This is a genomic window from Bacteroidales bacterium (assembly GCA_035299085.1).
Lineage (GTDB): Bacteria > Bacteroidota > Bacteroidia > Bacteroidales > UBA10428 > UBA5072.
Map to the genome: position 1 here is coordinate 31,784 of DATGXG010000013.1, position 14,809 is coordinate 46,592.

A 14,809-nucleotide genomic window follows, 5' to 3' on the forward strand; every position below is an offset into this window, starting at 1 on the left:
AAAGGTTGGGTTGGAAAGGCAGTCCTTGTACTAGGTTCTCATACCGCCACAAACTCCGATAACCTGACCGTTAACATATGAAGAAAGATCACATGCAAGGAACAGGGCTACCTTAGCGACTTCTTCAGGAGTTCCGCCGCGTTTCAGGGGTATTTTTTCGGCCCATTGTTTTTTAACATCCTCAGGCAGCTTATTGGTCATTTCAGTGATTATAAATCCCGGGGCAATAGCGTTGCATCGAACATTGCGTGAGCCGAGTTCCATGGCGATTGACTTAGTAAAACCGATCATTCCGGCTTTTGATGCCGAATAGTTGGCCTGTCCTGCATTGCCACCCACACCCACAACCGAGCTCATATTTATTATGGAACCGCCCATATTCTTGATCATGATCCGTTGAACAGCCTTTGTAAAATTGAAAACCGATTTCAGGTTGACACTGATTACGGTGTCCCATTGTTGCTCGGTCATGCGCAGCAAGAGGGTGTCCATAGTGATTCCGGCATTGTTGACAAGCACGTCCACCGTTCCGAAATCACTTACGATTTGGTTAACAACCTTTTCGGTATCGGCAAAATTACTGGCATCAGAAGCGTAAACTTTGCATTTTACGCCCATGGCACTGATCTGTTTTTCAACTTCCTGTGCATTCTCATCGATCCTCAGGTCGGTTACAGCAACATTGGCTCCTTCAGATGCGAATGCAAGAGCTATTGCTTTCCCAATGCCGCGTGCAGCACCGGTAACAATAGCAGTTTTTCCTTCGAGTAACTTCATGATTTAAATTTTATGGATTTAAAGACAAAAATAAATGAAAAAATATAAGTAGCTAAATTAAATGTACTTCTCCACCCTGCTTACCTGGTAAACGCCTTTAATAGCGGAGAGTCGGCCAATTAAAGAATCAAGGTGAGCCGTGTCCCTTACAGTGATTTTGAGCCTGCCCTTAAACATCCCGCTGTCGGTCTCAAAGTTGACTGCTTTGAGTGAAACTTTAAGGTCTTTTGAGATGATGTCAGATATATTGTTCAGCATCCCCGGATCATTTTCACCGGTCACATTGATTTCAACAGAGAACAGGGGTTCCTTGCCGCCGGTGCTCCAATGCGCCTTGACAATGCGGTAACCGTATTTTGAGATAAGCTGTGCCGCATTGGGGCAATTCAACCGGTGTATTTTAATTCCCTCTCCCACGGTTACAAACCCGAAAACATCATCTCCGAAAATCGGGTTACAGCATTTTGCCAGCTTAAAATCTACATTATTCAATTTATCGTCAATGATCAGGTAATCCTCTTTCCTGATAAGGTTTTCCGGTTGTACCACAGGGACCGGTTCGGGTTCGGCATTCAATACTTTTTCAACAGGCAGGGGTTCCTGGAGCAGTTCCTTTATTTCAGCGAGGTCAATCTGTTCATTGGCTATCTGATAATACAGGTCCTGCGCCATTTTCAGCTTATAGGTCTTAAGCAGTTTGCGAATGGTTTCATCCGAAAATGGAATTTTCCAATTCTTAAGCCTCCTGACTAAAATTTCTTTACCGGTTTCAGCCAGGCGGACCTTTTCCTCATTCAGCTTAAACCTGATCTTGGTCTTGGCTTTGGAGGTTACTACAAAATTCAGCCAGTCGAGTTTAGGTGTCTGATTTTTTGAAGTCAGCACTTCCACCCGGTCGCCGTTTTGCATCACATGGCGAATGGGAACTATTTTTGCATTTACTTTCGCGCCTGTACATGTTGAACCTACTTCGGAATGGATGTCATAGGCAAAATCGAGAACTGTTGCCCCGGCAGGAAACTTTTTCAAATCCCCTTTCGGAGTAAAAACAAAAATTTCCTTCGAGTACAGGCTCAGCTTAAAATCATCCAGGAATTCCTTAGCATCGGGTTCAGGTGTTTCGAGCACTTCCCTGATCCGTTTCAGCCATTCTTCCAGTCCCTGCTCGGCTTCAAGACCTTTATATTTCCAGTGTGCGGCAAAACCCTTCTCAGCAATCTCATTCATACGGCGGGTCCTTATCTGCACTTCAACCCAACGTCCGTCAGGACCTATAACCGTTGTATGCAGCGACTCATACCCGTTTGTTTTGGGAATAGAAATCCAGTCGCGTAACCGTAAGGGATTCGGCTGGTAAAGGTCGGTAACCGTGCTGTAAACCTGCCAGCAATCAGCCTTCTCATTTTTTAATTCACTGTTGAGAATGATACGGATTGCAAAAAGGTCATATATATCCTCAAAAGCAGCCCCTTTATTGACCATTTTATTCCAAATGGAATGGATTGATTTAGGCCTCCCCTTTACTTCAAAATCAAATCCCTGGCTTCGCAATGACTTTTCAATAGGACCTATAAAATCCTCAATGAATTGTTTCCTGTCGCGCATCGTTTGCGCCAGTTTGCGGGCTATCGAATCGTATGTTTTCCTGTCGGTAAATTTCAGGGAAAGATCCTCCATCTCCGACTTGATGATGTAAAAACCGAGACGGTGGGCAAGCGGGGCATAAAGGTAGGAAGCCTCAGATGCAATGCGGATCTGGTCTTCCTGAGGCAGCAACTTCATGGAACGCATCTTATGCAAATGTTCTGCAATTTTTATCAGGATAACTCTTACATCTCCTGCCAGGTTAAGAAGAAAGTTGCGCAGATTTTCAGCCTGCGGTGCCAGCGGCTTATTTCCGAGCTCATGAATAGAATGAAGGCCTGTAGTGATAGTTGCCACAGCTTGTCCGAAATGAGCATGTATGTGAGAAATATCCGTCTTCCTATTTTTAAGGGCCTGCAGGAGAAAAATACTCTGGACTGAAGTCATTCCGAGACCAATTTCAGCAATGGCTATTTCAGCCACTTCCATGGAGGTCAGTACAGTCTTCTGCGCGTCAGTGTCATTCTCATCTTCAACTAAGGCAACCAGTATATCATATGCCTCCCTGATTTTGGAATAATCATGAATTTCCTTATTCTTCCTGATTAACCGGATAAGCTCATCATACTTATTCCTAAGTTTTTGTATGTATTCAGGATGCCTGGAAACCATGTCAGCGTAGTATTGGTTTTGCAAAAATAGTTAATTTTAGGCATCCGCTTTCTCATTTCAATTGCGCCATGATTGATCTTTCGAAAATAAAAGAGCATTTATCCGATTCAAGCCGAAAACTTGCCGATCTCACCGCTAATATGGTTTTTGATGAGCCTTCACTGGTTATTCCGCTTCTCGAGGTGGCCTGGATGGATGAATATCCATGGTGTCAGCGGGCTTCACGTGTTCTCTGGATTTGCAGTGAGCAGTACCCGCAATTGTTACAGCCGCATCTTTCAAAAATCATCCGCAACCTGGCAGATCAGAAATCGGAAAGTGTAAGGAGAAATTTCTTAAAACTCTTTGTTGATCATGATTTCAGGCTAAAAGAAAAAGACAGCACGATGCTGATGGATCTGTGCTTTGATTATCTCAACGGCTCCTATTCGGTGGGTGTAAAAGCATACAGCATGGTGGTTCTGTACAAACTTACAAAAGGAATTCCCGAAATTCAGCGTGAACTTTACGAAATCATTGAAAGCCAGATGGAAGAAGCTTCAGCCGGTTTCAAAAGCCAGGGAATGAAGATTATGAAAAAGATATCTTCCGGGCTTCGTTAGTTTTCATATAAAAGAAAACGGTACAGGTCACTTACTTTTCTGGCCAGGTAGTCAGGATTATAAGTAACAACTTCTTCTTCAGGAGTAAATCCATAGGCAACAGCAATCGAATCAATGGCAAGCTCAGTGGCTGCGTTGATATCGTAGTGAGTATCGCCTATTATAACCACATCAAGGGGATCCTGGATTCCGTTCCGTCTGAGTATCCCGGTAATTAATTCAACTTTTGATGATGCATAACCACTATAGTCAGCGCCTGCAATTTCCCTGAAATATTGCGAAATGCCGAAATGTTTTAAGACCTGGTTGGCATATACGATATACTTTGAAGTAGCTACATAGAGGGTAGCGCCAGACTGAAATAACTTTTCAATAAGGTCCTTCATTCCGTCGTAAAGTTGGTTTTCAAAAAGACCTTTTTCAGCATAGTATTCACGAAACACTTTAACGGCCATCTGATTGGCTTCACCCTGCAATCCAAAAACATCTGAAAATCCTTTCTGCAATGGAGGTCCTATCAGTGATTGAAGTTTTTCCTTTCCGGGATCAGAAATTCCAAGTTTTTCAAATGTATGATAATAGGCGTTAAAAATCCCTTCACGTGAATCAGACAGCGTGCCATCAAGGTCAAAAATGATATGTTGATACGAACTTCTCATTGGAATTTACTGCAAATGTGCTACTTTTATAATTCAGAAAGTGTCATGGATCAGGCGGCAAATTTATAAGTTTAATTTTAACCGCGAAACCAGTGACAATAAATCAAACCAAATAAAATGTAATTACCATGGGAAAAGGAGACAAAAAATCAAAAAGAGGAAAACTTTTTCAAGGTTCATACGGCGTAAGAAGACGTAAAAAAGGCGCTAAGAATGCTACATTCATTAAACCTAAAGATGTTAAAGAACCTGTAAAGGATGTTAAGGATGTAAAAGAAGTAAAAGACAGCAAAGAGGTGAAGGATATTAAGGAAGTAAAGGATACTCATACGGCAGCTACTGCAAAGCCCAAAGCACCCGCCGCAAAGAAAGAACCCAGGGCAAAAAAAACGGAAACAACCTGATTGAATGGCAGAAAAAGTAAAGAAAGAAACAGAAGCAATACGGATCCAGGCGAAAAGATCGGAATATCACGAGCACAGTGTGCCGGTTTTTGAAACTTCAAGCTTTATCTTCAGCAGTGCAGGTGAGGCGGAAGAAATTTTTAAAGACGAAACACTGGGTTACAGCTATACACGTTTTGCCAACCCGAACACGGATGAACTTATAAAAAAGCTTTGTGCACTTGAAAACGCCGAAGATGGCGTTGTTACTGCATCGGGAATGGCTGCGGTTTATGTGAGCATGGCATCCTTACTCAGGCCGGGTGATCATGTTCTTGCATCCAGACAGTTGTTTGGCTCCACGCATGTGCTGTTGACCCAGATCTTTGTGAAATGGGGAATATCGCATTCATATGTGGATATTAATAACAAGGATGAGTGGAAAGAAAATATAATGCCCAATACAAGGCTTCTTTATGTTGAAACGCCTTCAAATCCGGGACTGGATATTGCAGATCTTGCATTCCTCGGTCGCCTTGCCAGTAAGAATAACCTTTATTTCCTGGTTGATAATTGTTTTGCGACCCCGTTATTGCAGAATCCTTTGGATTTTGGCGCTGATCTTGTCATTCATTCAACAACCAAACTGATTGACGGCCAGGGTCGCACAATCGGAGGTGCCGTTGTTGGTAACAGGGATGTAATTCAGGATGTAAGACAATTTACAAAAGTTACCGGACCGGTAATGTCACCACATACCGCATGGTTGTTGTCAAAAAGTCTTGAAACGCTTTCCCCCAGGCTCGAACGTCATTGTTCAAATGCCCTTAAACTGGCTTCAATGCTTGAGGCCAACAAAGATGTCATGTGGGTGAAATATCCTTTTTTAAAGTCGCATCCACAGTATAAAACGGCGAGAAAGCAGATGAAAGCCGGTGGTGCGTTAATCTCTTTCGAGCTGAAAGGCGGGACCAAAAGGGCCCACCGGTTCATCGATGCATTAAAGCTGGTTTCCATATCTTCAAACCTGGGTGATTCAAGAACCATCATAACACACCCGGCTACCACTACTCATTCAAAACTCAGTGCTGAGGAGAGAAAACTTTCCGGCATAACCGAAGGTTTGCTCAGGGTATCGGTTGGTCTTGAACATATTGATGACCTGATGGCTGATTTTGCCCAGGCCATCCAAAAAACATGATTAATCTTCAAGGGTACTAAGGTCTCCTTCGGGAAGACCAAGTATCCTTGCTTTTAATACCCTCCGCATGATTTTCCCGCTTCTTGTTTTCGGAAGTGAATCAACAATCTTCACTGCCTCCGGCCGGGCAATCGAACCAAGATGATCCACTACGTGCTTGCCGAGTTCCTGTTCCAGTTCACGTGATGCCTCAAATCCTTTCTTTATAATTACAAACATGTGAATGGCGTTCCCTTTGATATCATGGGGAACAGCGACCGCGGCCGATTCTGCAACTGCAGGATGGCTGATCATAACACTTTCTATTTCTGCTGTTCCCAGCCTGTAACCGCTTACTTTAATTACATCGTCTACCCTTCCGATGATCCAGAAATACCCGTTCTCGTCTTTTTTTGCCGAATCGCCTGTAAGATACCACCCCTTATCTTTATACTTTGACCAATAGGTTTCAACAAACCGTTCCGGATCGCGGTATACTCCGGCTGTCATTCCCGGCCAGGGATTTTTAATTACGAGATTTCCTTCTTCACCGGCTCTTACTTCATTTCCCTTGTCATCAACAACAGCTACTTCATTTCCGAAAAATGGTTTTGTGGCTGATCCCGGTCTGAGGGGTGTAATGGGTAACGGGGTTATCATGAAGCCCCCGGTTTCGGTTTGCCACCATGTATCCATTACCGGACAGCGTTCCTGCCCGATGTATTTATAATACCACTTCCAGGCTTCAGGATTGATAGGCTCCCCCACCGACCCGAGTAACCGCAAAGAGCTCAGGTCATTTCTTTTTGGCCATGATTCGCCGAAGCGCATTAGTCCACGAATAGCCGTTGGTGAAGTATATAAAATATTAATACCGTATTTCTCAACCATTTTCCACCACCTGTCCGGATACGGATGGTTTGGCGCGCCTTCATAAAGCATAACTGTTGCCCCGTTGATTAACGGACCGTAAACAATATAACTATGCCCTGTAACCCAGCCCGGATCAGCAGCGCACCAGTAACGGTCTCCCGGTTTAAGGTCGAATACCATACGCAGTGTTGAGGCAATATAAACACTGTAACCCCCGTGAGTATGGACAAGTGCTTTGGGTTTACCTGTTGATCCGGAAGTATACAACAGGTAAAGCATGTCATCTGAATCCATCTGTTCTGTTTCGCATTTGTTTCCGGCTATGGGAAGCGACTTCAAATCGTGATACCAGTAATCCCTGTCGTTTTCCATGTATACATCCTGTCCTGTTCGTTTAACAGTGATACAGATTTCCATGGTAGGTGAAAGTTCCATTGCTTTGTTTACAATGCTTTTCAGTTCAATGATCTTTCCCCTTCGATAACCGCCGTCAGCTGTGATCACTACCCGGCTGTTTGCATCGTTAATTCGATCAGCAAGGGCTTCGTGACTGAATCCTCCGTATACCACACTGTGTGCGGCACCTATTTTGGCACAGGCAAGCATGGCAAAAATCTGTTCGGGTATCTGTGGCATATAAATGGTAACCACATCTCCTTTCTTCACACCCATGCTTTTCAGAATGTTGGCAAACTGGCAAACTTCCCGGTTCAGCGCATGATATGAGAAAGTGCGCAGGTCGCCCGGCTCACCTTCCCAAATTAAAGCCAGTTTGTTTCGGACTTCGGTGTGCTGGTGCCTGTCGATTGCATTATATACCACATTGGTTTTTCCGCCCGAAAACCATTTATAAAAAGGAGGATTTGAGGCGTCAAGTACTTTGTCCCATTTTTTAAACCAATGAAGTTTATCTGCCTCTTCGGCCCAGAATTTTTCCCTGTTTTTTACAGAATAGCGATACAGATTATCGTATTCAAGGACATTCGCCTGTTGCAGTATTTGTTCCGACGGGTAATACCAGTTATCAGCAGTTGGTTCCATAATATTGAAGATTAGGTTTTTGGAGCACTGCTAATGGTAACAATAAAGAGTGGGGATTGTTGAAAATGAAAAAAGGCAGGTTGTATTACCTGCCTTTGTCGGTCCGCAGGGATTCGAACCCTGGACCCATTGATTAAGAGTCAATTGCTCTACCAACTGAGCTACGGACCGCTGTGAAAATTCTTAAGCGGCTGCAAATTTAACAATATTTCGATAAATGCAAGGTTGGCCTGTTACAAAATTCAAATTTGCTTATTTTTGTGGCCAACACTGCGGTTTTGAAAGAATTTGACAATTGCGTCCTTTGTCCCCGCGAATGCAGGGCTAACCGAAATGCCGGGCAACTCGGATATTGCGGCTGTGATGCCAGTTACAACATTGCATCGGTATGCATCCACAAGGGCGAAGAGCCACCGGTTAACGGCAAAAACGGTATATGCAACTTGTTTTTCACAGGGTGTAATCTTCGTTGTTCGTTCTGTCAGAATTACCAGATAAGCCGGCGTAAAAGCGCCAATCAGAAAGAACAGAATTTACAGGATATCATGCAGGAAATAATCTCCTGCCTGGATTCGGGCATCGAAGCCATCGGTTTTGTCAGTCCTACCCATCATGTGCCCCATGTTAAAGAAATCATCCGCGAACTTCACAGACGCAACTTCCATCCGGTAACGGTATATAATACTAACGCCTATGATAAGGTAAGTGTACTCAAAGATCTCGAAGGATTGATTGATGTGTATCTCCCCGACTTCAAATACCTGGACAGTGAGGTGGCCAAATCATTTTCCGATGCTACCGGTTATCCCGAGATTGCAAAAGAGGCCATAAAAGAGATGTACAGGCAGAAGGGAAGCTCGGTTATCCTTAATGAAAACGGTCAGGCCATAACGGGCATGATTGTCAGACATCTGGTTTTACCAGGACAGTCCGATGATTCAGTAAAAATTATGCAATGGATTGCAGAGGAACTATCCTCTTCGGTACATGTTTCTTTAATGTCGCAATACTACCCCACCGCCTGTGTAGGCGGTCATCCGGTTCTTGGACGCAAAATAACCGAAGAAGAATACACACGTGTATTAAACGCAATGGAAGAATTTGGCTTTTACCGGGGATGGATCCAGGAATATGAAAGTTCAGTGACGTACCGGCCGGATTTTGATCGTTCAAACCCGTTTGAGGTTTAAGGTTTGTGGTTTGAAGTTTTTTGTTTGAGGTTGACCTGGAACATCAAACCTCAAACAAAAAACAATAAACTATTTTTCATCAATCTTCTCCAGATTCTGCATGCCTTCCACGTTCATGCTTTTGGCAAGTTTTGATATGTTTTTCATATCGATATCGCCCTGGATACTTATTAACACGCTTTCATCATTTCCTCCGATGACCATGAGCAGTTCGGCAACCTTATTGCCGTTTTCCTTAACAAAGAACTTTATGTTCTGATCTTTCTCACGCACTACCATTACTTCTTTATAAGGTGACGAAGGCAATACCTTCATGATCTCCTGGTAAAGATTTACAGGTGTGGGAGTGGCAGGGTCATCATCGGTGACAAGTATTTTTATACCGGTAAGTTTACTGATGACATGGTTCAGATCTTCCTGGTTCTTTGCATCCAGGTTCTCGTCGCTCCGGAACATATCAAACATATATTTTGAAATATATACGGAAGTGAAACCTTCTTTTCCCGAGTACTTATCAAACAGCTTGTCCATAATACTCTGTGCCTGTGAAACAACCGGTAAGGCAAGCAATCCCATAGCTAGAAGAAATGTTTTCATATGATTATTCATTATTTTTTCAAATTGGATGATTGATTAATAAAGGATACGAGGTTCAGCATTCCCATACTCTGATCGATTTTTTCAAGCTTTTTCAACTGGCTCGCTCCTGTATTCATTTTTGTTATATTGGAAAGAGGCTGCATGCTTTTATTCATTTTCTGCGAAATAAAAAGCAGCGTTTTCTGGGTTTCAAGATAAGCAAGCTGGGGATCGGTATAGGTATCCTTAAGTTCATTGTGTTCAAACCTGAAAACGATCACCGATGCGATGGTTATGAACAAGGCTATTGAAGCTGCGATCATCAAACGCGAAAGGTTAAGCTTCCGGCTTGGTATTTCAGGAACTGTTTCCGAGTCTTCAATTTTACTGATGATTCTTGCCTCGAGGGATGTCGTATCAATTGAAAATTCTTTTCCCTTTTTAAAAAGCATGAACTGATTTTTCAAAGGGATAAGGTCATCTTCGATGGTTTGGTTCCCTGAAAAATAATCTTCCAGGATCATCTCCTCTTCCCTGCTGGTCAGGCCCGAGAAGTATTTTTCAATTAGCTGATGGATCCGGTCGTTTTTCATTTGTATTCAAACTTAGTCATTTCTTCTCGTATCCTGTTTCGCGCCCTGGATAGGTTAACTCTTACGGCGTTCACATTCATATCCATTATTTCTGCAATTTCTTCAAATTCCCTGTTCTCAAGTTCCCTGAGTTGAATGATATGACGTTGCTGTTCAGGTAGTTTGTCCAGAATTTCAAACAGCAGGGACAATTCGTCGGTGTTTTCAAGTGTTTTGTAAGGATCTGTATCATCGCTCTTCCTGTCATACCAGGTATTGTAACTTTCAATATACACCGGTTTTCTTGCTTTTATCCGGTCGAGACACCAGTTTCGTGTCACCTTAAGCGAAAAAGCTTCAATGCTGTTATATTGATCAAGTGACTCTCTTATCTTCCATAATTTCAGGAAAACCTCCTGCACAGCATCTTCAGCTTCCGTTTTATTTTTCAACAGCAGGTAAGCATAGTGAAACAATCTGCCTGTAAGGGGCATTATTTGCTTCCTGAAATCGTTAATTTCCATGTTTACCTGCTGTGAGTGTTCGACTCCTGTAAGTTCCTTTTATTTTTCGAGCATTTTGAAATGGTCAAATCCTTTTCCCTGGTATTTTCCGGCCATCTTAGCTACTTCGCTGAGCAGCATATCGCCTTTAACCTGGATAAGGGCATTGTCATCCTTACCGCCTGCAATCAGAAGTACTTCCGAAATCCTTCCCTTAGCTTCCTTAATAAGTATTACAACATCTTCATCCTGTTCCTTCACGCTCATCATTTCCTTATAAACTGATTTGTCGAGTTTATCATACACTTCCGATTTCAGATTGATATCGGCCGGTTTATCACAATTTTTTTCAAGAGCCAGTATCCTGACTTCTGTAAGTTTGGATGTAAAAACTGTGTCCTGCATTTGCTGTTGAGCTTGTGTTATAAGGTTCAGCATATCACCAGTAATATTCACCGTTGTAACACCCTGGGCACCGGCATATTTTGAGAACACATCACTGATTATATCCTTTTGAGCAAACGTGCAGTTCGCGAGAAGCAGTGAAGCGGCAACGAGTATCAGCTTATTCATAATGTTTAGAATTAAATTGTTTGTACCTGAATTCAGCATTAAGACGAGGTGCCAAGGAATATATTACAATAAATATCAACAATTTTCAGGAAAAGTCTTCTAACAAGCTCGTAATTATTACCTTTGTTGCTTAATCCAAAACAACAACATCATGAAAAAATCAATAAGCGTATTATTATTTTCCTTTTTTGCATTGTCGATTTGGTCACAGACAGCTGATGATATAGTAAAGAAATATATTGAGAGCATCGGTGGCGAGGCAAAGTGGAAGGCTGTTCAGACAGTTAAATTACAGGGCACTGTTCCTACGCCACAAGGTGATTTTAATTTTGATATGATGCGCAAGGCACCCAACAAGTACATCCTTTCACTTGACATTATGGGTCAGAAATTTATTCCGCAGGCTTATGACGGAGAAACGGGCTGGACAATCAATCCTTTTATGGGAGATCCGAATCCCCAGAAACTTCCCGAAGACCAGGTGAAATCTTTAAAAGACGAAGCTGACTTCGAGGATCCTTTTATTGATTATGCTAAAAAAGGCAGCGAAGTTACATTGATCGGATCATCTGATGTTGACGGTGTAAAATGCTATGAAGTAAAACTGGTAAAGAATAAAGGCAAAGAAAATGAATCAGTGATGAATTATTTTTTCGATGCTGAAACATATCTTCCGGTGATGGTTAAGCAAACTGCCACAAGCGGTCAGATGGCAGGCCAGGAAATGAATGTATATTACAGCGATTACCAGGATGCCGGTAACGGTCTGATTATGCCATTTGCTCTTGACACAAAAGTTGGCGGACAAAGTGTACAGGCTGTTAAATTTACAAAGATCGAGTTCAACACCGAGATTGCAGATGATGTATTCAAATTTCCCGCACAGCAATAAATGTTAAAGAAGTTTATTGTTTGAAGTTTGACGTTTGATCAACATCAAACAAAAAAAAGGGTGACTCAGAAAAGTCACCCTTTTTTATTCAGAAATATTTCCTGACGGCCTCCAGGAAAAATTCAGGTGCTCTTTTAGGTCTTCTTGTTTTTACATCCACAAAAGCAAGAACCGTGTTGCCGGTGCAAACAAGTTGTTTTTTTTCGTTATAAATTTCATAGTCAATGTCGAGTTTAATTTCAGGCAGTGTTTTCAGACATGACTTAACCGTAAGCAATTCGTCGTACAGCGCCGGTGTCTTATAATCAACCTTAAGGCTTCTGACCGGCATAATAATCCCCGAATCTTCAATCTCGCGATAACTGAGTCCCAGTGACCGGATCATATCGGTCCTTGATACTTCGAAATATTCGGGATAATGACCGTAATACATATAGCCCATTCGGTCAGTTTCGCCATAACGAACCCGAATAATTGTTTCAGTACAATACATAGTTTAATTTTTCAGGGGAGAATCAGGCTCTTTGGCCATTTTAATATAAGCAGCATGTTCAAGGAAACGCGGTGCAATACGTTTAACCATTGCAGTCATCTTACCTTCAAGCGTGAGGATTACATAATTTCGACGGCGCCTGATCGCTTTAACGATTGCTTTTGCAACTTCCTCAGGTTGCATCATTTTTTCTTCCTCACGGGGTGTGAAGCCTTGTTGCGTTCCATCAGCAGTTAGGGCTTTTTTGCGTATATCAGATTTTGTAAAACCGGCACAGAGAATCAGAACATGCAATCCATTTTTAAGATTTTCAATACGCAGTGTTTCAAGAAAACCATGTAAGGCATATTTGGATGCTGAATACCCTGTCCTGCCTGGCAAGCCAACGAAACCTGCGACAGAGGACACACCTACGACTGAACCGTGTTGTTCAATCAGGTAAGGCAAGGCATACTTTGTGCAGATGACAGCCCCCCAGAAGTTAACATCAAAAAGCCTTTTCAGAACATTCAAATCCACGTCACGGAACAGGGCTCTCATGGATATACCGGCATTATTAATGAGTACATCAATTTTGCCGTATTCACGGATGGTAGTATTTATAAGATTAATACAGTCTTCTTCGCGGGTTACGTCGGTTTTCACGGCAATAGCGGAGTAACCTTTTTCCTGAAGTGAATTCATGATCTGGGTCAGTAATTCGAGTCTCCTGGCTGCAAGTACAACTTTTGCGCCCATTTGAGCAAACTCGGTAGCGGTTGCCAGTCCAATGCCTGATGATGCACCAGTGATTATAACAACTTTATCCTTCATGGATTTTATTGATATTCGGTTATAAAAATAGGTAATTAACCTGAAGTAAATCGGTTTAACTCATAAAATTGTCAGCAATTCTAAAACTAAGTGGTAATTTTACAAAGCAATTGACAATTATGATCGGCACCAATCAGCCACTGGCAGACAGAATGAGACCTGCAACACTTGAGGAATATGTGGGACAGGAGCATTTAGTTGGCGAAAATTCAATCTTAAGAAAGAGCATAGAAAACGGGAACATTCCGTCTTTTATATTATGGGGCCCTCCCGGAGTTGGCAAGACTACACTTGCCCGGATAATTGCCGGAAAACTCGACAGGCCTTTTTACCAGTTGAGTGCCGTTCATGCCGGTGTGAAGGATGTTCGTGAGACTATTGAAAAAGCCCGTCAACAGCTGTTCTTTAATAAGCCTTCGCCTATATTGTTCATTGATGAGATTCATCGTTTCAATAAATCACAACAGGATTCGCTGTTAGGTTCAGTTGAACAGGGAATTGTAACCCTGATAGGCGCTACCACTGAAAATCCATCCTTTGAAGTGATCTCCCCGTTGCTTTCACGATGCCAGGTTTACATCCTTAAACCGCTTGGCGTGCAGGAGCTCACCAGGATACTGAACAGGGCACTCGCTGAAGATTATTACCTAAAACAGATGGTTGTTGAAGTGGAGGAAAACCGTGCCCTCTTTAAACTTTCGGGGGGTGATGCCCGTAAGCTGATGAATATGCTTGAACTGATCGTCAGCACTCTCGCCACAAACAATACTGGCAGAATTGTGATCACTGACAAGGCTGTAATGGAAATTGTACAGGAGAAGATTGCCATATATGATAAAAGCGGCGATCAGCACTACGATATTATTTCCGCTTTCATAAAATCGCTTCGGGGAAGTGATCCGAATGCGGCTGTATATTGGCTGGCCCGAATGGTTGAAGGCGGCGAAGATCCAAAATTCATAGCCCGGAGGATGGCTATACTGGCCGCCGAAGATATCGGGCTTGCCAATCCGAACGCCCTGCTGCTGGCAACTGCATGTTTTGAGGCGATCAACCTGATCGGCTGGCCTGAATCAAGGATTATTCTTTCTGAAACAGCCATTTACCTTGCAACCTCTCCTAAAAGCAATTCATCATACATGGCCATTGATGAGGCAATAGCCCTTGTTAAAGAAACAGGCGATCTGCCGGTACCTTTAAATATAAGGAATGCCCCGACATCGTTGATGAAAGAACTCGGCTATGGTGCAGAATACAAATACGCTCATGAATATAAGGGTAACTTCACGCAGGAAGAGTTCCTTCCTGAAGCTATCCGCAACCGTATCCTTTACAGTCCCCAGGATAATCCGCGTGAAGCTGAAATCAGGAAAAGACTGGAATCTATCTGGAAACAAAAATATAACTATTAAATAGTACACTG

Annotated in this window: 16 protein-coding genes and 1 tRNA gene; 6 read left to right on the forward strand and 11 right to left on the reverse strand. The window is 42.7% G+C overall.

The genetic code is table 11. The annotated features are described in order from the left end of the window. Positions 1-30: 30 nt before the first annotated feature. Positions 31-777, reverse strand: a complete 747-nt coding sequence (gene fabG / locus VK179_02535; GenBank protein ID HLO57589.1) for a 3-oxoacyl-[acyl-carrier-protein] reductase — start codon at positions 775-777, stop codon at positions 31-33. A 57-nt stretch (positions 778-834) separates the two neighbouring features. Next, on the reverse strand, positions 835-3,057 hold the full coding sequence (locus tag VK179_02540) for a RelA/SpoT family protein (GenBank protein ID HLO57590.1): 2,223 nt from the start codon (positions 3,055-3,057) through the stop codon (positions 835-837). 44 nt (positions 3,058-3,101) lie between these two features. On the opposite strand from VK179_02540, the gene VK179_02545 reads away from it, so the two are divergent. Next, the gene (locus tag VK179_02545; protein HLO57591.1) at positions 3,102-3,635 is read left to right on the forward strand and encodes a hypothetical protein; all 534 of its coding nucleotides are present in this window, start codon (positions 3,102-3,104) and stop codon (positions 3,633-3,635) included. On the opposite strand, the gene VK179_02550 is transcribed toward VK179_02545, so the two are convergent. Continuing rightward, a complete protein-coding gene (locus VK179_02550) occupies positions 3,632-4,294 on the reverse strand; it encodes an HAD hydrolase-like protein (protein HLO57592.1) in 663 nt (220 codons plus the stop codon). The two genes, VK179_02545 and VK179_02550, sit on opposite strands and share 4 nt — an antisense overlap. Before the next feature lie 128 nt (positions 4,295-4,422). Here VK179_02550 and VK179_02555 point away from each other — a divergent pair, with 128 nt between their 5' ends. Next, a complete protein-coding gene (locus VK179_02555; GenBank protein ID HLO57593.1) occupies positions 4,423-4,698 on the forward strand; it encodes a 30S ribosomal protein THX in 276 nt (91 codons plus the stop codon). 4 nt (positions 4,699-4,702) lie between these two features. Beyond that, complete coding sequence (locus tag VK179_02560; protein HLO57594.1) at positions 4,703-5,878, forward strand: PLP-dependent transferase; 1,176 nt, start codon at positions 4,703-4,705, stop codon at positions 5,876-5,878. On the opposite strand, the gene acs is transcribed toward VK179_02560, so the two are convergent. Both acs and VK179_02570 read right to left on the reverse strand, forming a co-directional pair. Next, positions 5,879-7,771: an acetate--CoA ligase gene (gene acs, locus VK179_02565; protein ID HLO57595.1), complete on the reverse strand. Its 1,893-nt coding sequence runs from the start codon at positions 7,769-7,771 to the stop codon at positions 5,879-5,881. Positions 7,772-7,869: 98 nt separating this feature from the next. Further along, positions 7,870-7,942, reverse strand: a tRNA-Lys gene (locus tag VK179_02570). A gap of 89 nt (positions 7,943-8,031) precedes the next feature. Between VK179_02570 and VK179_02575 the strand changes: the two genes are divergently transcribed. Continuing rightward, positions 8,032-8,961 carry a radical SAM protein gene (locus tag VK179_02575; protein ID HLO57596.1) on the forward strand — a complete coding sequence of 310 codons (930 nt, stop codon included), beginning with the start codon at positions 8,032-8,034 and terminating at the stop codon, positions 8,959-8,961. Between the two features lie 69 nt (positions 8,962-9,030). Here VK179_02575 and VK179_02580 read toward each other — a convergent pair whose 3' ends face one another. The 4 genes from VK179_02580 to VK179_02595 are packed head-to-tail and all read right to left on the reverse strand — an operon-like array spanning position 9,031 to position 11,188. Further along, complete coding sequence (locus VK179_02580) at positions 9,031-9,558, reverse strand: DUF4252 domain-containing protein (GenBank protein ID HLO57597.1); 528 nt, start codon at positions 9,556-9,558, stop codon at positions 9,031-9,033. A gap of 11 nt (positions 9,559-9,569) precedes the next feature. Beyond that, positions 9,570-10,133: a hypothetical protein gene (locus tag VK179_02585; protein ID HLO57598.1), complete on the reverse strand. Its 564-nt coding sequence runs from the start codon at positions 10,131-10,133 to the stop codon at positions 9,570-9,572. Continuing rightward, complete coding sequence (locus VK179_02590) at positions 10,130-10,636, reverse strand: sigma-70 family RNA polymerase sigma factor (protein ID HLO57599.1); 507 nt, start codon at positions 10,634-10,636, stop codon at positions 10,130-10,132. The genes VK179_02585 and VK179_02590 overlap by 4 nt, the downstream gene beginning before the upstream one ends. Before the next feature lie 39 nt (positions 10,637-10,675). Beyond that, positions 10,676-11,188, reverse strand: a complete 513-nt coding sequence (locus VK179_02595) for a DUF4252 domain-containing protein (GenBank protein ID HLO57600.1) — start codon at positions 11,186-11,188, stop codon at positions 10,676-10,678. Between the two features lie 151 nt (positions 11,189-11,339). Here VK179_02595 and VK179_02600 point away from each other — a divergent pair, with 151 nt between their 5' ends. Next, positions 11,340-12,080, forward strand: a complete 741-nt coding sequence (locus tag VK179_02600; protein ID HLO57601.1) for a hypothetical protein — start codon at positions 11,340-11,342, stop codon at positions 12,078-12,080. 88 nt (positions 12,081-12,168) lie between these two features. Here VK179_02600 and VK179_02605 read toward each other — a convergent pair whose 3' ends face one another. After that, a complete protein-coding gene (locus VK179_02605; GenBank protein HLO57602.1) occupies positions 12,169-12,573 on the reverse strand; it encodes a thioesterase family protein in 405 nt (134 codons plus the stop codon). 3 nt (positions 12,574-12,576) lie between these two features. Then, on the reverse strand, positions 12,577-13,386 hold the full coding sequence (locus VK179_02610; GenBank protein HLO57603.1) for an SDR family oxidoreductase: 810 nt from the start codon (positions 13,384-13,386) through the stop codon (positions 12,577-12,579). A gap of 68 nt (positions 13,387-13,454) precedes the next feature. Here VK179_02610 and VK179_02615 point away from each other — a divergent pair, with 68 nt between their 5' ends. Continuing rightward, entirely contained in the window at positions 13,455-14,798 is a 1,344-nt protein-coding gene (locus VK179_02615; protein HLO57604.1) for a replication-associated recombination protein A, read from the forward strand. The last annotated feature ends 11 nt before the right edge of the window (positions 14,799-14,809 follow it).